The sequence below is a fragment of the Polaromonas sp. CG_9.5 genome, from assembly GCF_035984465.1.
Lineage (GTDB): Bacteria > Pseudomonadota > Gammaproteobacteria > Burkholderiales > Burkholderiaceae_C > Polaromonas.
In genome coordinates, this window is sequence record NZ_JAXCHR010000015.1 from 28390 (window position 1) to 47464 (window position 19075).

At 60.4% G+C, this 19075-nt stretch carries 15 protein-coding genes; 11 read left to right on the forward strand and 4 right to left on the reverse strand.

Annotation, left to right across the window (positions count from 1 at the left end; translation table 11 throughout):
* Positions 1-46 precede the first annotated feature (46 nt).
* Entirely contained in the window at positions 47-538 is a 492-nt protein-coding gene (locus RCH06_RS12495; protein WP_196868940.1) for a YajQ family cyclic di-GMP-binding protein, read from the forward strand.
* Between the two features lie 107 nt (positions 539-645).
* Complete coding sequence (locus tag RCH06_RS12500) at positions 646-1296, forward strand: retropepsin-like aspartic protease family protein (protein WP_327081792.1); 651 nt, start codon at positions 646-648, stop codon at positions 1294-1296.
* Here RCH06_RS12500 and plsY read toward each other — a convergent pair.
* The 3 genes from plsY to RCH06_RS12515 are packed head-to-tail and all read right to left on the reverse strand — an operon-like array spanning position 1290 to position 3575.
* Complete coding sequence (gene plsY / locus RCH06_RS12505; RefSeq protein ID WP_327081793.1) at positions 1290-1964, reverse strand: glycerol-3-phosphate 1-O-acyltransferase PlsY; 675 nt, start codon at positions 1962-1964, stop codon at positions 1290-1292. The two genes, RCH06_RS12500 and plsY, sit on opposite strands and share 7 nt — an antisense overlap.
* 21 nt (positions 1965-1985) lie before the next feature.
* Positions 1986-2477, reverse strand: a complete 492-nt coding sequence (locus tag RCH06_RS12510; RefSeq protein ID WP_327081794.1) for an aminoacyl-tRNA deacylase — start codon at positions 2475-2477, stop codon at positions 1986-1988.
* A 36-nt stretch (positions 2478-2513) separates the two neighbouring features.
* The gene (locus tag RCH06_RS12515) at positions 2514-3575 is read right to left on the reverse strand and encodes an aldo/keto reductase (protein WP_327081795.1); all 1062 of its coding nucleotides are present in this window, start codon (positions 3573-3575) and stop codon (positions 2514-2516) included.
* Positions 3576-3789: 214 nt separating this feature from the next.
* Between RCH06_RS12515 and RCH06_RS12520 the strand changes: the two genes are divergently transcribed.
* Positions 3790-4452 (forward strand): OmpA family protein, encoded by a 663-nt coding sequence (locus RCH06_RS12520; protein ID WP_327081796.1) that lies wholly within the window; start codon positions 3790-3792, stop codon positions 4450-4452.
* Between the two features lie 86 nt (positions 4453-4538).
* Here the strand turns inward: RCH06_RS12520 and RCH06_RS12525 are convergent, their stop codons facing one another.
* Entirely contained in the window at positions 4539-6452 is a 1914-nt protein-coding gene (locus RCH06_RS12525) for an acyl-CoA synthetase (RefSeq protein WP_327081797.1), read from the reverse strand.
* Between the two features lie 3 nt (positions 6453-6455).
* On the opposite strand from RCH06_RS12525, the gene RCH06_RS12530 reads away from it, so the two are divergent.
* The 8 genes from RCH06_RS12530 (at position 6456) to pepN (ending at position 19064) form a co-directional block, all read left to right on the forward strand.
* Positions 6456-7385 (forward strand): alpha/beta fold hydrolase, encoded by a 930-nt coding sequence (locus tag RCH06_RS12530; RefSeq protein ID WP_327081798.1) that lies wholly within the window; start codon positions 6456-6458, stop codon positions 7383-7385.
* Between the two features lie 327 nt (positions 7386-7712).
* On the forward strand, positions 7713-8702 hold the full coding sequence (locus RCH06_RS12535; RefSeq protein ID WP_327081799.1) for a Bug family tripartite tricarboxylate transporter substrate binding protein: 990 nt from the start codon (positions 7713-7715) through the stop codon (positions 8700-8702).
* Between the two features lie 134 nt (positions 8703-8836).
* Complete coding sequence (locus tag RCH06_RS12540) at positions 8837-12319, forward strand: response regulator (protein ID WP_327081800.1); 3483 nt, start codon at positions 8837-8839, stop codon at positions 12317-12319.
* A 3-nt stretch (positions 12320-12322) separates the two neighbouring features.
* A complete protein-coding gene (locus RCH06_RS12545; RefSeq protein ID WP_327081801.1) occupies positions 12323-13198 on the forward strand; it encodes a CheR family methyltransferase in 876 nt (291 codons plus the stop codon).
* Positions 13195-13803, forward strand: a complete 609-nt coding sequence (locus RCH06_RS12550; RefSeq protein ID WP_327081802.1) for a chemotaxis protein CheB — start codon at positions 13195-13197, stop codon at positions 13801-13803. The genes RCH06_RS12545 and RCH06_RS12550 overlap by 4 nt, the downstream gene beginning before the upstream one ends.
* Positions 13790-15031: a hybrid sensor histidine kinase/response regulator gene (locus RCH06_RS12555; protein WP_327081803.1), complete on the forward strand. Its 1242-nt coding sequence runs from the start codon at positions 13790-13792 to the stop codon at positions 15029-15031. Before RCH06_RS12550 ends, RCH06_RS12555 begins: the two co-directional genes overlap by 14 nt.
* Positions 15032-15184: 153 nt before the next feature.
* Positions 15185-16289 (forward strand): peptide chain release factor 2 gene (gene prfB, locus RCH06_RS12560; protein ID WP_327081804.1). Its coding sequence is split into 2 segments (ribosomal slippage): positions 15185-15265 and positions 15267-16289, totalling 1104 coding nucleotides; the frame shifts between segments, so codons are not numbered across the junction.
* A gap of 51 nt (positions 16290-16340) precedes the next feature.
* The gene (gene pepN, locus RCH06_RS12565; protein WP_327081805.1) at positions 16341-19064 is read left to right on the forward strand and encodes an aminopeptidase N; all 2724 of its coding nucleotides are present in this window, start codon (positions 16341-16343) and stop codon (positions 19062-19064) included.
* The last annotated feature ends 11 nt before the right edge of the window (positions 19065-19075 follow it).

Below are 19075 nucleotides of genomic sequence, written 5' to 3' on the forward strand. Positions count from 1 at the left end.
TTGTCTCACCCATGCGGCACCCCTTTTTTTTCAGGAAACCCACACCATGCCTTCATTCGACACTGTTCTTGAAACCGACCTGGTCAAGGTCAAAAACGCGGTAGAAAACACCGCCAAGGAAATCGGCACGCGCTTTGACTTCAAGGGCACGGCCGCTTCGGTCGAGCTGAAGGAAAAAGACAAGGAAATCATCCTGATTGGCGATGGCGATTTCCAGATCGAGCAGATTCACGACATCTTGCGCAACAAGCTGACCAAGTCCGGCGTTGACGTGCGTTTTCTGGATATCGGCAAGGTCGAAAAAATCGGCGGCGACAAGGTCAAGCAAGTCACCAAGGTGCGCGACGGCATCGAAACCGAAGAGGCCAAGAAAATCCAGCAGCTCATCAAGGGCAACAAGATGAAAGTGCAGGCGGCGATTCAGGAGGGCAAGGTGCGCGTGACGGGTGCCAAGCGCGACGACCTGCAAGCCGCCATGGCCTTGATTCGCGCCGAGATCAAGGATTTGCCGCTGAGTTTTGACAACTTCAGAGATTGAATGCGCCCCGACGCTTGTCGCTTCGCGTACTGCACTGCCCCCGAGGGGGCCACTGCGCCTGCGATCCGGCGAAGCCGGTTCCGTGGCCCCTGCTTGCATTGAACTCCGTGCGCTTTTTCGCCGCCTTGATGCTGACGATGCTGACGTGTCTTCCGGCTGTCGCACAGACTGAAAATGTTGCACTGGCCGGCATGCTGGGTAGCAAGGTGCTGCTCATCGTCAATGGCACAGCGCCCAAAACCGTCGCTGCAGGCGAATCGCACCAGGGCGTCAAGGTGATTTCCACTTCAGGCGACCAGGCGGTCATTGAGCAGTCCGGCAAGCGCCTGACGCTGCGGGTCGGGCAAGCCCCGGTCAGCATCGGCGGCAATGCGGCGGCCAGCGGACGCGGCACGCGCATCGTTTTGACCGAGAGCAGCGGCGGCCATTTCATGACCGCCGGACAAATCAATGGGCGCGCCGTGCAATTCATGGTCGATACCGGCGCGACGGTCGTTGCCATGAGCGTGGCGGACGCCGAACGCGCAGGCGTTGCCTACAAAACCGGCCAGCCGGTGCTGATGTCCACGGCCAATGGCGCGATTCAGGCTTACCGTATCCGGCTCAATTCGGTGCGCGTTGGCGATGTCGAGGTGTTTGACGTTGAGGCCGTGGTCACCCCCCAGCCCATGCCCCACATACTGCTGGGCAACAGTTTTTTGACGCGCTTTCAGATGAAACGCGACAACCAGCAGATGACGCTGGACAAGCGTTACTGACCTGTTTTTTTGCCGGGGTGTTGCCGGGCTTTCTTGACCGGGGGTTTTGAAGCGCCGAGTCTGGATTCGGTTCCCTTGAGCAGCTTGCTGATGTTCTCGCGGTGGCGATACACCAACAGTGCGCCAATCGCCACCAACGCCAGCACGATAGTGGTGTCGACATTCCAGACGGCGCGGTCGCCCAGCAAATAGAAAAAGGGCGCAAACACGGCGGCGGCGATGGAGGCCAGCGACACATAGCGCGAGAAAAACACCACGATGGCAAACGTTGCCAGCGTCGCCACGCCCAGCACCCAGTGGATGCCCAGCACCACGCCAGCCGCCGTGGCCACGCCCTTGCCGCCCTTGAACTGGAAAAACACCGGGTACAAATGGCCAATAAATGCAGCCAGCGCCACCGCCGCCACCGCGCCGTCACCCAGGCCATAGTCAGCCCCGAACCACTTGACCAGCACCACCGGCAACCAGCCTTTCAGGCCGTCCAGCAGCAGCGTCGCAATGGCCGCACCCTTGTTGCCCGAACGCAGCACGTTGGTGGCACCGGGGTTTTTGCTGCCGTAGCTGCGCGGGTCATTCAAGCCGGACAGGCGGCTGACGATGACGGCAAATGACAGCGAGCCCAGCAGATAAGCCAGCAGCGTCGCACCCAAAAAGTAGGCGTAGTTCAAAGTCAGGTTTCCTTGTAGTGGTTATTCAGCCAGCGCGCACTGCACCGGTTTTGCCCCCAGCAGCGCAACACACGCCTGCGGGTCGAGGCGCACCAGGTAGCCGCGCCGCCCGCCGTTGATGGCAATCTCGGGCAGCCCCAGGATGCTTTCTTCGATGTACACCGGCATGGCTTTGCGCGTGCCAAAAGGCGAAGTACCCCCAACCAGGTAACCACTGTGCCGGTTGGCGACTTCGGGCTTGCAGGGTTCAACCGACTTGGCACCCATCTGGCGCGCCAGGCTTTTGGTCGAGACCTTGCGGTTGCCGTGCATCAGCACCAGCAGCGGTTTAGCGTCCTGGTCTTGCATCACCAGCGTCTTGACGACGGTGAACGGGTCAAACCCCAGCACCTGCGCGCTGTGCTGGGCACCGCCATGCTCAACGTAATCGTAGAGGTGCTCGGTAAAGGCGACCTGGTGCGCCTTGAGTAATTGCGTGGCCGGCGTCTCGGACGCATGGTCTTTTTTAGCCATGGTTATTACCAGAAAAAGTCCGAAAAGATGCGGCTTTTACAGCGCCGTGTCGCGCGCTTCCCAGCGAATCTGGTCAATGTCTGCCAGCATTTCAGCGCTCAGCGTCGTGCCCCAGGCGTCCAGGTCTTCGTCCAGCTGCGCCACCGAAGTCACGCCGATGATGGTGCTGGCGACTTGCCACTTGGTGTAGCAAAACGCCAGCGCCAGCTGCGTAGGCGTCAAGCCGTTGCCCTGCGCCAGCTGGTTGTAGCGCCGTGCGGCAGCCAGCGCATCGGGACGGCCCCAGCGCTGCTTGCGGACTGACTCGTAACGGGCGATGCGCCCTTCTTTCGGCGCATCCGGGCCTTCAAGGCCGCTGGCGTCGTACTTGCCGGTCAGCAGGCCAAAACCCAGCGGCGAATAGGCCAGCAGTGACACGCCCAGGCGGTGCATGGTTTCGTCCAGGCCGTTTTCTACGGTGCGGTTGACCAGGCAGTACGGGTTTTGCACCGTCGCCACGCGCGGCAGGCCGTGCTGCTCGGCAAGACGAACAAACTCATGCACGCCGTACGGTGTTTCGTTGGACAGGCCGATGTAGCGCACTTTTCCCTGCTTGACCAGCCGGCCCAGTGCGTCAAGCTGCTCATGAATGGACGTGGTAGTGCGCTCTTTGGCGGGTTCGTAGTACATCGCGCCAAACACCGGCGTGTTGCGCTCGGGCCAGTGAATCTGGTAGAGGTCAATCACATCGGTCTGCAGGCGTGTCAGGCTGGCATCGCAGGACGCCTGGATGTCTTGCGCCGTCAGGCCCGTGCCTTCCCGAATCCAGGGCATGCCGCGCGACGGGCCAGCGACCTTGGTGGCAAGCACCAGCTTTTGCCGCATGCCGGGATGGTTGGCAAACCAGTGGCCGATGATCTGCTCGGTCGCGCCAAAGGTTTCGGCGCGCGCCGGCACGGCATACATTTCAGCCGTATCCAGAAAATTGACACCACGCTCCACCGAGCGGTTCAGGATGGCGTGGGAAGTGGCTTCATCGACCTGTTCGCCAAAGGTCATGGTGCCCAGGCAAACCGGTGTTACGTGCAGGTCACTGGCGCCGAGTTGAACTTTATTCATGAAATTTCCAGTGGATCAATAAGAAATGACAGCCGGGCAAAGCGCTTGCCGACACGCGATAAAAACGACGAGTTTAAAGGTTGCAAACGAAGCCTGCCCACCTGAGGAGTCGCGCCTTTGTCTTACAACTTCGCACGTATGAATTGTTTAGTATTCCGTCACAGGCGCTGTGATGCGCCTTCAATTTCAGATCAAACACCTTGAGGAGTTCCCCATGAAAAAAGTATTCATCGCCACCATTACTGCTGCTTCACTGGCGATTGCCGGCCTGTCAGGCTGCGCCAACATGAATGAAACCCAGCGCGGTTCAGCCCAAGGTGCCGGTATCGGCGCGGGCCTGGGTGCCCTGCTCGGTGCGGCGACAGGCGGCTCTAAAGGAGCGGCACAGGGCGCGGTGTTGGGCGGTGCGCTGGGTGCGGGCGGTGGCTATATCTGGTCTAAAAAGATGCAGGACCAGAAGGTCGCCATGGAACGCGCCACTGCCGGCACCGGCGTGGCAGTCAGCCAGACCCAGGACAACCGCCTGAAGCTCGACATTCCGAGCGACGTTTCGTTTGACGTGGGCCAGTCGGCCATCAAGTCCAACTTTGCGCACGTGCTGACGAATTTCGCGACCAGCCTGAACCAGAACCCGATCACCACCGTGGCCATCATCGGCCATACCGACAACACAGGCTCTGACGCCATCAACAACCCGCTGTCCGTTGACCGTGCCAATGCAGCGCGCGACTATCTGGTAGGCCGGGGTGTCGCTGCCCAGCGCATTGCCACCGATGGCCGGGGTTCACGCGAGCCGGTGGCCGACAACAGCAGCGCGCAAGGCCGCTCGAAGAACCGCCGTGTTGAAATCTACGTGGCTGAGCCTTCAGCCCGTTAATCAAGCCTTGGCGACTTGAATTAAAAAGCACCTTCGGGTGCTTTTTTTGTGCTTGTTCGCACCGCGCCTGGCCGATGGCGGGGCATTCAGCCGTTTTTGAAGCGCGCTTCTTCCTGCAGTCGCAGCACGCGGCGCTGCACCTTGCCGGTGGTCGTCATCGGCAGCGCGTCGATGAATTCGATTTCCTTGGGGTATTCATACGGCGCGAGCAGCTTTTTGACGTGGGCCTGCAGTTCTGCCACCAGTTTTTTATCAAATCCGGCTCCAGCGCTTGCTGCATCTGCGCGGGCAGCTATCAATTCAGGACTGAGCACCACATACGCCTTGACCACCGCGCCGCGCTCTTTGTCGGGCTTGGGCACGACGGCGGCATTGGCAACCGCCGGGTGCTTGACCAGGCAGTTCTCGATTTCGCCGGGGCCGATGCGGTAGCCGGCGGCCTTGAACACATCGTCGGCCCGGCCTTCGTACCAAAGGTAGCCGTCGGCATCGACCCGCGCCAGGTCGCCGGTGCGGCACCAGTCGCCCGTGAACTTGGCGCGGGTGGCGGCGTCGTTGTTCCAGTAGCCCAGAAAAAAGATCGGGTCCGGGTCGCCGTGAATGTCAAAGCGGTTGACCGACACATCGCCAGGCACGCCCACGGCGCATTCATGGCCTTCGTCGTCCAGCACCGCAACCCGGTGGCCGGGGTAGGCCTTGCCCATGCTGCCGGGTTTGGCGGGCCAGCCGCAGGGCTCGCCCAGGCTGGCGATCGGGTAGACGGCGACGCCCTGCGCGCCAGATTTGCCTGGCAAGGCCGGCGGGGCTGGCACTGCCGGATTGACAGCGCCCAGGTTCATCGCACAGTTGCCCACCACATAGTTGATTTCAGTCTGGCCAAACATTTCGTTGACAACCACGCCGAGCTGCGTGCGGCAGTAGTCAAACACCGCGTCGCCCACGGCCTCGCCGGCGCTCATCAAACCTTGCAGTTGCAGGCTGAACTGCTCGCGCGGACGCGGGTAGGCCTTCATCATGGCCTTGAGTGCCGTCGGGAACAAAAAGCTGTGCGTCACGCCATGCGCCTGCATCAGGCTGAAAGCAAGTTCAGGGCTGAAGCGGCCATTGAAGGCCACAATTGGCCGGCCAAAATACAACGTCGGCAGCAGCGCATCCATCAGCCCGCCAGTCCAGGCCCAATCGGCCGGACTCCAGAAAACGGCTCCGGACGTTGGGTTGTTGGCGCCGTCAACGCCGTCAAAGCCAAACCAGTTCTGGCTGCAGACAAAGCCCGGCAGGTTGCCGATCAGCGCGCGGTGCGGAATCAGCGCGCCTTTGGGCTGGCCCGTGGTGCCGCTGGTGTAGATCAGCACGGCGGCTTCTTCAGAGCGGGTTTTGACGGCGGTAAAGGCGCGCTGATGTGCGGCCACGGCGGCGGCGTAATCCACATCGCCCTGCCCTGCGGCTTGCCCGGCCGCCACCACGCTGCGCAAGGCCGGACACGCGGCCCGGACGGAATTGACGCTGGCGATGGAACTCTCGTCGCAAATCGCCACCACCGTTTCGCTGTCCTGCAGCCGGAACGCCAGCGCCTCCGGGCCGAACAGCATCGACAGCGGCATGGCGACCGCGCCCATCTGGAACACGGCCATGAACGCCACGGCAGTTTCAAACCGCTGCGGCATGACGATGGCCACCCGGTCGCCGCGCTGCACGCCCAGACCGGCCAGCACATGGCTGAGGGCGTCAGCGGCCTGCTGCAGCTCAGAATAAGTATGAAACAGGGCTTCTGTGCATGCCTGGTGGACACGGACAGCTATTCTTTCAGGAGCATTGTCTGTTTCAGACTGCCTTGCCCAACGGCGGCAGCAAACCTCTGCGATGTTGAAAAATTCATCGACTTGCCAACGAAATTTGCGCTGTATTTGCGCATGCGGATCCGGCTGGTGGCTTGGCGGCTGGCTGTCGGGCTTGTCGCTGTCTTGACTGTGTTTCAACGCGTGTCTCCTTATGATGTGCATCCAATGTACAAAGAAAACCGACCCTTTCGCAGCGAGTTTGTCCCAATACGCGGACTCGACTACCACGTTCAAATCTGGAACGGCCAGACCGGCTCCACCTTGCCGCCCTTGGTGCTGGTGCATGGCTGGATGGATGTGGCCGCGTCTTACCAGTTCATGGTGGACGCTTTTTCTGAAGCGTTTGTTGCCGGCCGCGCCATCCTGGCGCCCGACTGGCGCGGCTTCGGGCAAACCGGCCTGACGCCATCGGGCTACCAGGCCGACAGCTATTGGCATGCCGATTACCTGGCCGACCTCGACCTTTTGCTCGACCATTTCGCACCTAATCAAGCGGTGGACCTGGTGGGCCACAGCATGGGCGGCAATGTCGCCATGATGTATGCCGGCGTGCGGCCGGCGCGCATCCGCAAACTGGTCAATCTGGAAGGCTTTGGCCTGCCCGCCACCCGGCCCAGCCAGGCACCTGGCCGTATGGCGCAATGGATGGACGGGATTAAAAGCTTAGCGCGCGGCGAACTGGCGCTCAAGGGCTATGCCAGCGTGGACGGCGTGGCCCAGCGCCTGATGAAAACCAACCCCCGGCTCACACCGGACAAGGCGCAGTGGCTGGCCGGCCACTGGGCGCGGCCCGATGCATCCGGCGAGTGGAAAATCCTGGGCAATCCGGCGCACAAAATTATCAATTCGCAGCTCTACCGGGTCGACGAAGTGCAGGAAATCTACCGCTGCATCAGCGCACCCGTACTGGCCGTCGAAGCGTCTGGCGACTCGATGGGGCTGTGGTGGAAAGGCAAGTATTCGCTGGATGAATACCACGAGCGGCTCCAGCAGGTGCCCGATGTACGAGTGGCCGTGGTGCAAGATGCGGGCCACATGCTGCACCATGATCAGCCCGAACAACTGGCCCGGCTGATCGAAGAATTCCTGGGCTGAATCTACAAGTGCTGGAGCGGGGTGCTAACGAACACGGCTTACCTCGCCAGCCACGCTTTCTTAAACGTCGTTTTTAAAAACCAGTCACGGCTTCACTTAAGCGCAGCGTTCAACCGGTGGTTTGCCTTCGGACTGGTATGGGTTGACGGGAGCCAGTACCCTTACCTTCCACTTTCTGGATCAAAATTGAGCCGGCTGCGCGTGACATACCTATTCGTTCCCGGATGGGCACACAGTCGAAATCATCCGGAAATTTCTTTCGACAAATGAAACCCGCATTAATAAACTGAGGCGCACGCCACGTTATTTAATTGAAAGGTATTAATCATGACAAACAAAGTTATTTTTTCACGCAGAAAAATAATTGCAGCCAGCGCTGTTACGGCATTGACGATGGCGACTTTTTCTGCACAAGCGGCACAATGGCCCGATAAAGTGGTGCGTATGGTGGTGGCTTTTCCTGCGGGCGGCCCTACTGACACGATCGCGCGCCTGATTGCGCAAAAATTATCTTCTCGACTTGGCCAGCAAGTCATTGTCGAAAATAAACCAGGCGCTTCGGGTTCGATTGGCACTGACGCCTTGATCAAGTCGCCTGCTGATGGATATACCATTTCCATGTTCGGCATGCCGGCGCTCATTGCACCGATTATTTACAAAAATAATTTGTACGATTCGCGCAAAGATTTTACGTGCGTGTCTACGGTCTACGACCTGCCCTACGTCATCGTCATCAATCCCGAAAAGCTGCCTGGCGTTGAGAATCTGCAGCAGCTCATTGCGGTAGCCAAAACCAAAGACATTAATTACTCCAGCCCGGGCACCGGAAGTATTGGCCATCTTTCCATGGAGCAGCTCAAGGATCTGGGCGGTTTCAAAATGGAGCACATCCCTTACAAAGGAAGCGCGCCGGCGATCACAGACCTGCTGGGTGGGCAGATCTCTGTGATGTATGCAGACTTGATCGCTGCCATGCCGCACATACAGTCGGGGCGGTTGAAGGCAATAGCACTCGGCTCTCCTGACGCAAAAACGTTTTTGCCTGCAGTGAAATCAATATCCGAACAGGGTTTTAAGGGCTTTAAATCCAGCTCCTGGAGTGGCCTGATTGTTCCAAACGGCACGCCAGCGGCGGTGATCACACGGCTGGACACCGAGCTCAAGCGTATTTTGAGTGAAAAAGATACGAAAGACCGTATCGAGAAAGTCGGCGCTTTGGCCGTGTACCAGTCTCCGGAAAAAATGAAGGCGCGTCTGGTTGCTGAATACACGCGCTGGAACAAAGTGGCGACCGAAAAAAGTATTTTTGCGCAGTAAGGTGACTGCCGGGCGTGGGCCATGAAAAACTTCCATGCCCGAACTGAGGAGTAGCGTGTACCCGGGCTTTTTTGAGGCAAACTTGGCACTTTTTTGTCATTCCCCTACCTCTTGAGCCAGACGCCCATATGCCCATGACCGCGCAAACTGCCATCGACCAGCAAGGATTTCGCACCATCCTGACACGCAACATCGTGCTGCCTTTGGCCATGGGCGCACTGAGTGTGGTGCTGTTTATCTCGTTGGTGGTGTACCTGCTTTCGGTGTTGAATTGGGTGGAGCATTCGGAGCATGTCATCGGCAACGTCAATGAAGTGTCCAAGCTCAATTCGGACATGGAAAGCAGCATGCGCGGCTTTTTGATTTCGGGCGACGAAACCTTTTTGCAGCCCTATGACATTGCGCGCGCGCGTTTTGGCCGTGAAATTGACACCCTGTCCGAACTGGTCACGGACAATCCCGCCCAAGTCAACCGCCTGAGCCGGGTCAAAGGCCTGAACCAGCAATGGAACGAATTTGCGCAGGAAGTCATTGGCCTGAAACGGCGCAACCAGGATTACGTGCAGCCCGTGGTGGCCGGTCGCGGCAAAGGCCTGAACGACGAAATCCGGCGGGAGCTGGGTGTGTTCATCCTGACCGAGCAGCGCCTGCGCCAGGAGCGCAACCTCGAAGCGCGCAGCACCACGCTGTGGAGCATGGCGGCTTATTTGCTTTTCACGCTGGTCGTGAGCGGGATTCTGGCTTTCATGGGCCGGCGTCAGTTGATGAGCCTGTCAGACAGCCATGCCCAGGCGTTGCAGCGCCAGGCCGAGCATGCCGAAGAACTCTTGCAGCAAGCCTGGTTGCGCAACGGCCAGACCCGGCTTGCCGAACAATTGCTGGGCCAGCCGGGGCTGGAACGGCTGGGGCACAGTGCGCTGGTTTTTTTGACCAGTTACCTGGACGCGCCCGTGGCCGCTTTTTATGTGCGCGAAGACAGCGGCAGCCTCAAGCGCGTAGCGGCGCATGGTTTTACCCCCATCAGCGCGCAAGTGGAGCGAACGTTTTATGACGCCCAAGGCCTGGTCGGCCATGCGGCTGCACAAAATCGGGTGATCCAGCTGGACGATGTGCCGCCGGACTACCTCAAGATCACTTCAGGACTGGGACAGGCTTCGCCGCGCCACGTTCTGGTGGTGCCGCTGCACCACGACGGACAGGTCACGGGCGTGGTCGAGATGGCCTTTTTGCGGCCGCTGGTCAAGCGCGACCTGGAACTGGCGGCCATCATGGCCAACAACATTGGCACCGCCCTGCATGGCGCAGTCAACCGCCAGCGCCTGCAGGGCGCACTGGCCGAAACCCAGCAACTCAACGAAGAGCTGCAGGTGCAGCAAGAAGAACTGCGCACCACCAACGAAGAGTTGCAAGAGCAGTCGCGCGTGCTTTCGCAGTCGCAGGCTACGCTGGAAAACCATCAAGCCGAGCTGGAGCAAACCAATGTGCAATTGGCCGAGCAAGCGCTGTCGCTGGACAACAAAAACATGGCGCTGCGCGATGCGCAAACTGAAATCGAAAAGCGCGCCGAGGAACTGACACGGGCCAGCCGCTACAAGTCTGAGTTTCTGGCCAACATGTCGCACGAGCTGCGCACGCCGCTGAACAGCTCACTGATCCTGGCCCGCCTGCTTTCCGAAAACCCGCAAGGCAACCTGAGCGAAGAGCAGGTGCGCTTTGCCGAGTCGATTTACTCGGCGGGCAACGACCTGCTCGACCTGATCAATGACATTCTGGACATCTCCAAGGTCGAAGCCGGCAAGCTGGAGTTGCTGCCTGAAACGCTGCCGCTGGCCAGTTTGGTGGAATCCATCAAAAACACGTTCGAGCCGATTGCACGTCAAAAAGCCCTGGTGTTCGAGATGGCCATTGACCCGGATGCGCCTGCAGCCATCGTCACCGACCGCCAGCGGGTCGAGCAAATCCTGAAAAACCTGTTGTCCAACGCCATCAAGTTCACCGAACACGGCGCCATCAGGCTGCGCGTGTCAGCCCAGCCCAACGGCGGCGTGGCGCTGGCCGTGCAGGACTCGGGCATCGGCATTGCACCTGAGCAACAGGCGATTATTTTCGAGGCGTTTCGCCAGGCGGACGGCACCACCAGCCGGCGTTATGGCGGCACCGGCCTGGGGCTGTCGATCTCGCGCGATCTGGGCGCGCTGCTGGGCGGCTCGATATCCGTGCACAGCACACCCCATCAGGGCAGCATATTTACCCTGTACCTGCCGGCCACCCTGGCCGAGCCGGCCAGCGACACCGAAGCCAACGCGCCAGCACCGACGCCGACACTGACGCCAGCCGTCCAGCCCGTGACCGCCGCCCTGCCCGCCGCCGTCCCGCAGGCCAAGTCCGTCCGCCTGCCGGCTTTTGCCGATGACCGCCATGCACCTCGCCCGGGCCGCACGGTGCTGGTGATCGAGGACGAAACTGCCTTTGCGCGCATCCTGTACGACCTGGCGCACGAGCTCAACTACAGCTGCCTGGTGGCGCACAGTGCCGAGGACGGCGTGGCGCTGGCCATGCAGTTCATTCCCGACGCGGTGCTGCTGGACATGGGACTGCCTGACTCCTCAGGCCTGTCGGTGCTGCAGCAGCTCAAGGAAAGCCCGCTCACCCGCCATATACCGGCGCATGTCGTGTCGGGTCATGACCGCCGGGAAGCGGCGCTGCAGATGGGCGCGGTGGGCTATGCCATCAAGCCCGCCACACGCGATCAGTTGCGCGATGTCTTCAAAAAGCTCGAAGACAAGCTGACCCAGAAACTCAAGCGCGTGCTGCTGGTCGAAGACGATGCCCGCCAGCGCCAAAGCGTGGTCGAGCTGATTGGCGACAGCGATGTGGAAATCACGGCAGTGGAAAGCGGCGCGCAAGCACTGGCACTGCTGACGGACACGGTGTTCGACTGCATGATCGTCGACCTCAAGCTGCCCGACATGCAAGGCAGCGAGTTGCTCAAGCGCATGTCCACAGGCGACATCTGCTCGTTCCCGCCGGTCATCGTCTACACCGGGCGCAGCCTGAGCCGCGCCGAAGAAGCCGAGCTGCTGAAGTATTCGCGCTCCATCATCATCAAGGGCGCGCGTTCGCCCGAGCGACTGCTCGACGAGGTGACATTGTTCCTGCACAAGGTCGAAGCGCAGTTGTCTGCCGAGCGCCAGACCATGCTGAAAACCGCCCGCAGCCGCGACCGCGTGTTCGAAGGCCGCAAGGTCTTGCTGGTCGATGACGACGTGCGCAATATCTTTGCCCTCACCAGCGCACTGGAGCACAAAGGTCTGCGGGTAGAAATTGGCCGCAATGGCTTCGAGGCCCTGGACAAGCTCGATGCGGTGGCCGACATTGACCTGGTGCTGATGGACATCATGATGCCGGGCATGGACGGCCTGGAAGCCACGCGGCGCATCCGCCAAAACCCGCGTTTTCAAAAGCTGCCTATCATCGCGGTCACGGCCAAAGCCATGAAGGACGACCAGGAGCAATGCCTGGCCGCCGGCGCCAACGACTACCTGCCCAAACCCATCGACCTGGACCGACTGATGTCGCTGCTGCGTGTCTGGATGCCGGCGCTTGAGCGCCTTTGAGTCATGCCACACCGCAACCCATCCGCACCAGCGGCCGTCGATTCGGCTGCGGCCAGCAGCGTGGACATAGAACTGCGCCTGCTGATGGAGGCGATCTACCTCAAGTACAGCTACGACTTTCGCGACTATTCGCGCGCCTCGCAAAAACGCCGTGTACTTTATGCGCTCGGTCAGCTGAACTGCCCGACCATTTCGGCGCTTCAGTCGCGCGTGCTGCACGATGCGGCGGTGTTCCTGCAGTTGCTGCAATACCTGACGATTCCTGTCAGCGAAATGTTTCGCGATCCGGGGTTTTTTCTGGCGCTGCGCCAGCAGGTGGTGCCGCACCTGCAAACCTACGCCTCCCTGAAAATATGGATTGCGGGCTGCAGTACGGGCGAAGAGGTTTATTCGCTGGCCATCTTGCTGCGCGAAGAAGGTCTGCTTGAGCGCACATTGATTTACGCCACCGACATCAACCCCGCCTCGCTGGAAAAAGCCCGCCAGGGCATCTTTGCCCTGGGCAGCATCAAGGGCCATACCGCCAATTACCAGCAAGCGGGCGGCCAGCGCGCATTTTCTGATTACTACACAGCCGCCTACGAATCGGCGATTTTCGACAAAACCCTGCGCGAGAACATCACGTTTGCCGACCACAGCCTGGCCACTGACAGCGTGTTTTCCGAAACCCAGCTGGTGCTGTGCCGTAACGTGTTGATCTATTTCAACAAGCGGCTGCAAGACCGTGCGCTGGGCTTGTTCCACGATTCACTCGGCTACCGTGGCTTTTTGGGGCTGGGCAGCAAGGAAAGCCTGGATTTTTCGGCTTATTCGGACCATTTTGAGACGCTGGTACGCGCAGAACGCATCTTTCGCAAACGCTCGGTATTGCCGCAATGAACAGCAGCTTCCGAGCACCAAGGCGTCCCATCGAAGCCGTCGTCATCGGTGCCTCGGCTGGCGGCGTGGACGCTTTGATGACCATCTTGCCAGGCCTTTCGCCCACCTTTGGCCTGCCGATTGTGGTGGTGCTGCACCTGCCTGAAGGCCGGCCAAGCCTGTTGGCGCACATCTTTGGGCTGCGCCTGTCCATACCGGTTCGCGAGGCGGCCGACAAGGAAAGCATTGCGCCGTCTACCGTTTATTTTGCGCCGCCCGGCTATCACCTGTCGGTGGAGGCTGACCGCTCTTTTTCATTGAGCTGCGAAGCCCCGGTGCATTTTTCGCGCCCTTCCATCGACTTGTTGCTGGAATCAGCCGCAGACGCTTACGGGGCCGCCCTGGCAGGAATTTTGCTGACAGGGGCCAACTTTGACGGCGCTGCCGGGCTGGCTAAAATCAAGGAGTGCGGCGGCTTTACCGTAGTGCAAAATCCGGCGCAAGCCCAAGTAGCCACCATGCCAGAAGCAGCTTTGCGCCAACACACACCGGATTTGATTCTTGACCTGGAAGACATCCGCAGCCTGCTCCCCCAGTTAGAAAAACTTCACCATGTCCAACGCTAACCCAACCGTTAACCTCCTGATTGTGGACGATCTGCCTGGCAACCTGCTGGCGCTAGAAGCCGTCATTCGCGGTCCCGGACGAAATGTTTTTCAGGCCACCAGTGGCGAGCAGGCGCTGGCCTTGCTGCTCGAAAACGAGTTCGCGCTGGCTATTCTTGATGTCCAGATGCCGGGCATGAACGGCTTTGAGCTCGCTGAGCTGATGCGTGGCACCGAAAAGACGCGCCATGTTCCCATCGTCTTCGTCACCGCTGCGGGCAAGGAGTCCAATTACGCCTTCAAGGGCTATGAATCCGGCGCAGTAGACTTTTTGTACAAACCACTCGACATTGACGCCGTCAAGGGAAAAGTCAATGTGTTTGTCGACCTCCACCAACAGCGCAATGAAGTCCGCCGGCAGGTCAAGGCCCTGGAAAAAAGCCGGCAGAAGCAAGATGTTCTGGTGCAGCAACTTCAGCTTGCCCAGCACGAACTGCACAAGGCCGTGCGCATGCGCGACGACTTCATGTCAGTAGTGGCGCATGAACTGCTGCCGCCCCTCAACACCCTTTTTCTGCAAACCCAGTTGCGCAAACTGGAACTCGACCGAAACAACCCGGACATGTTCCAAAAATCGGGACTGGCAGAGATTTTTGTCAGTGACCAGCACCAGATCCAAAGCATGGTGACGCTGATTGACGACATGCTGGACGTCTCGCGTATTCGCCACAACCGGCTGACGGTTCGTCCGCGTCCGGCAGAACTCTCCAGCGTGGTGAAGCACGCCATAGCCCAGGTGGGCAGTCAGGCGGCTGCCACAGGCACCGTGATCACTCTCAAGGCTGATGAAGAAATTGCCGGCTGCTGGGATGAATTCCGCATCCAGCAAGTCATCGTCAACCTGCTGAACAACGCCATCCGCTACGGAGAAGGCAAGCCGGTGACGATCACTCTCAGCTCGGCCAACGAAAGAGCGTGCATTGAAGTGCGCGACCAGGGCACGGGCATTGCCGGCGCCGACCAAAAGCGTATTTTTCAGCAGTTCGAGCGCGGCCAGGACAGCGCCGATGCGTCCGGGTTTGGGTTGGGTCTTTACATCAGCCAGCAGCTCGTGGAAGCGCATGGCGGCACCATCGAGTTGGTCAGCGAAGCGGGAAAAGGCGCGGTCTTTACCGTGCGTTTGCCGCTGGCCGTGCCGGCTGAAATAGCTGCTGAATCAGCGCCATCTTCAATTCTGGCCAAGGCCTGAGCCAAAGCCACGGGCCCTGTGAATAAGCGGCCCGTCAATGCCTTTAACAAGCTGCCGGGCTTCAAGAAAAAAGGTTGAGCCGCTTGGGCGGCATGCGCGCAGGGAGCATGAGAAAATAGCTGATTGATCTCAGATAAAACACAGGAATTTCTCATGGACGCAGAACAAATCAACCTCATTTCCAACCAGATCGAGGACCTGAGCAATCGGGTGACTGAACTCAGGGGGTATCTTTGACTACCCTGCCAAATCCCGAAAACTGAACGAAGTCAACGCCGCGCTCGAAGACCCGAAGGTCTGGGACAACCCCAAGCGTGCGCAGGAACTCGGCCGCGAAAAAAAATCGCTTGAAGACGTGGTGCTGATCCTGGACCGGCTGGAACAAGAGCTGGCAGACAACACCGAGCTGTTCGACATGTCGAAGGACGACAACGACGAAGCCGGCATGCGCGCCATTGAGGGCGAAGCCGCCAAGGTGGCCACAGAGGTCGAGAAGATGGAGTTTCGCCGGATGTTCAACAACCCGGCCGATCCGCTCAATTGCTTCCTCGACATCCAGTCCGGCGCCGGCGGCACCGAAGCCTGCGACTGGGCCAGCATGCTGCTGCGCCAGTATTTGAAGTACGCCGAGCGCAAGGGTTTCAAGACCACGATTGAAGATGAGTCTGCGGGCGACACCGCCGGCATCAAGGGCGCGACCATCAAGATTGAAGGCGAATACGCTTTTGGCCTGCTGCGTACCGAAACCGGCGTACACCGGCTGGTGCGCAAGTCGCCGTTCGACTCGTCGGGCGGACGCCACACCTCGTTTGCCTCGGTGTTCGTCTATCCCGAGATTGATGACTCGATTGAAATCGACATCAATCCGGCCGACGTGCGCACCGACACCTACCGTGCCAGCGGCGCCGGTGGCCAGCACATCAACAAGACCGACTCGGCGGTTCGCCTGACGCACATTCCGACCGGCATCGTCGTGCAGTGCCAGGAAGGCCGCTCGCAGCACGGCAACCGCGACGTTGCCTGGAAACGCCTGCGCTCGCGGCTGTACGACTTCGAGTTGCGCAAGCAGCAAGAAGCGCAGCAAAAGCTGGAAGACACCAAGACCGACGTGGGCTGGGGACACCAGATTCGCAGTTATGTGCTGGACAACAGCCGTATCAAGGACTTGCGCACCAACTACGAAACCTCGGCCACGCAAAAAGTGCTGGACGGCGACCTGGATCCGTTTATTGAAGCGTCGCTGAAACAGGGCGTCTGATGGCGGCGCTTGCCGCCCGTTTTTAATTTCTGGATTTTTGAGGAAACCCCCATGCTGCAAATGCTTGACGGAACAGGACCAGGCGCCGCCGTGGTCATCAACCGCGCCGACTATCTGGCACCCGCCTACTGGATCGACACGGTCGACCTGTGCTTTGACCTGGACCCGGTCAAAACCCGCGTGCTCAACAAGATGACGCTGCGCCGCAACCCGGAGGTGCCGGCGCAGCCGCTCCGGCTCGACGGCGAGGAACTCAACCTGGCGCGGGTGCTGGTCAACGGGCAAGGGACGTCGTTCAAGATGGAAGGCGGCCAGCTGGTGCTGTGCGACCTGCCCGACGCGTTCCAGCTGGAAATCTTTACCACCACCTGCCCGTCCAAGAACACCAAGCTGATGGGCCTGTACGTCAGCAACGACTCGTTCTTCACGCAGTGCGAAGCCGAGGGCTTTCGGCGCATCACTTACTTCCTGGACCGCCCCGACGTGATGGCGAGCTACAGCGTCACGCTGCGCGCCGACAAGGCGAAATACCCGGTGCTGCTGTCCAACGGCAACCTGGTGGCGCACGGCCCCCTGGAAGACGGGCCCAACGGCGCGCGGCACTTCGCCAAATGGGTCGATCCGCACCGCAAGCCCAGCTACCTGTTTGCCTTAGTGGCCGGCCAATTGGTGGCGCGGGAGCAGCGCATCACCACGCGCGCCGGCCAGGACCACCTGCTTCAGGTGTATGTGCGGCCCGGCGACCTGGACAAGACCGAGCACGCCATGGTCTCGCTGATGCATTCAGTCGCCTGGGACGAAGCGCGCTTTGGCTTGAAGCTCGACCTGGAGCGCTTCATGATTGTCGCCACCAGCGACTTCAACATGGGCGCGATGGAAAACAAGGGCCTGAACATCTTCAACACCAAGTATGTGCTGGCGAACCAGGCCACCGCCACCGACGTTGATTTCTCGAACATCGAAAGCGTCGTCGGCCACGAGTACTTCCACAACTGGACCGGCAACCGCATCACCTGCCGCGACTGGTTCCAGCTCAGCCTGAAGGAAGGCCTGACGGTGTTCCGCGACCAGGAATTCAGCCAGGATTTGTGCGCCGCGCCTTCCGCCCGCGCCGTCAAGCGCATTGAGGACGTTCGCGTGCTACGCACCGCCCAGTTCCCTGAAGACGCCGGCCCGATGGCGCACCCGGTGCGGCCCGATAGCTACATAGAGATCAGCAACTTCTACACCGTCACCATCTACGAAAAAGGCGCTGAGGTTGTCCGCATGATGCAGACGCTGGTGGGCCGCGAAGGCTTCGCCAAGGGCATGACGCTGTACTTCGAGCGGCACGACGGCAACGCCGTGACCTGCGACGATTTTGCGCAGGCCATCGCCGACGCCAATCCGGCGTCCGACCTGTCGCGCCTGTTGCCGCAGTTCAAGCGCTGGTACAGCCAAGCCGGCACGCCACACCTGCAAGCGCAGGGCGTGTACGACGCGGCCGCGCGCAGCTACACGCTCACGCTGGCGCAAAGCTGCGCGTCCACGCCGGGCCAGCCAGCCAAGGAACCCTTCGTGATTCCGGTCAGCCTGGGCCTGCTCGGTGTGGACGGCCAGGATTTGCCGCTGCAACTGGACAGCGAAACCGCTCCGGCAGCAGGAACGCGCACCGTCGTGCTGACGCAGGAGCACGAGACGTTCACCTTCGTCAACATCGACGCTGAACCGGTGCCGTCCATCCTGCGCGGCTTCACCGCGCCGGTGGTGCTGGATTTTGCCTATACAGACGCGCAACTGCTGCACCTGCTGGCACACGACAGCGACCCTTTCAACCGCTGGGAAGCCGGCCAGCGACTGGCCGTCAACCAGGCTGTCAATGCTATTAAAAATATAGCTATCAGCGCAGATGCAGCATGCACAAACGTGCTAAATGATGCTTATCTGGACGCCATGCGCCAGGTATTGCGCCATCCGTCGCTCGATTCGGCCTTCAAGGACCTGGTGCTGACGCTGCCGTCCGAAACCTATCTGGCCGAGCAACTCGACGTGGTCGATCCGCAGCACATCCATGCCGTGCGCGAAGCCATGCGTCAGCAGCTCGCCAGCGCACTCCAGGCCGACTGGGAGGCGGTGTACGAAGCGAATCACGACACCGGCGCCTACACGCCTGACCCGGTATCGAGCGGACGGCGCGCGCTGGCCGGCATCGCGCTGACGCATCTGTGCCTGGCAGCCCAAGCCAGCGGCGACACCGTCTGGCCCGGCAAGACGCTGCAGCGTTTCAAGGACGCCGGCAACATGACCGACCGCTTCAACGCCCTGGCGGCTCTGGTTTCGAGCAGCCATCCGCTGGCTACCCAGGCACTGGCGCAGTTTCATGCCATGTTCAAGGACGAGCCGCTCGTCATCGACAAATGGTTCAGCCTGCAAACCGGCGCGCCCGACCGTGGCGGGAACATCCTGCCAGCGGTCAGGCAACTCATGAAGCACACCGATTTCAGTCTGAAGAATCCCAACCGCACCCGCAGCGTCATCAGCACCTTTTGTCAGGGCAACCCGGCAGCTTTTCACCGGCTGGATGCGGCGGGCTACCAGTTCTGGAGCGAACGCGTCATTGAGCTGGATGCCATCAACCCCCAGGTTGCCGCCCGGCTGGCACGAGCGCTGGACCGCTGGAGCAAGCTGGCCGAGCCGTACCGCAGCCAAGCGCACCAGGCGATTGCCCGCGTCGCCGCCCGCACCGACCTGAGCAAAGACACGCATGAAGTCATCACGCGCGCCCTGGGTCAATAAGGCCAGCCAGA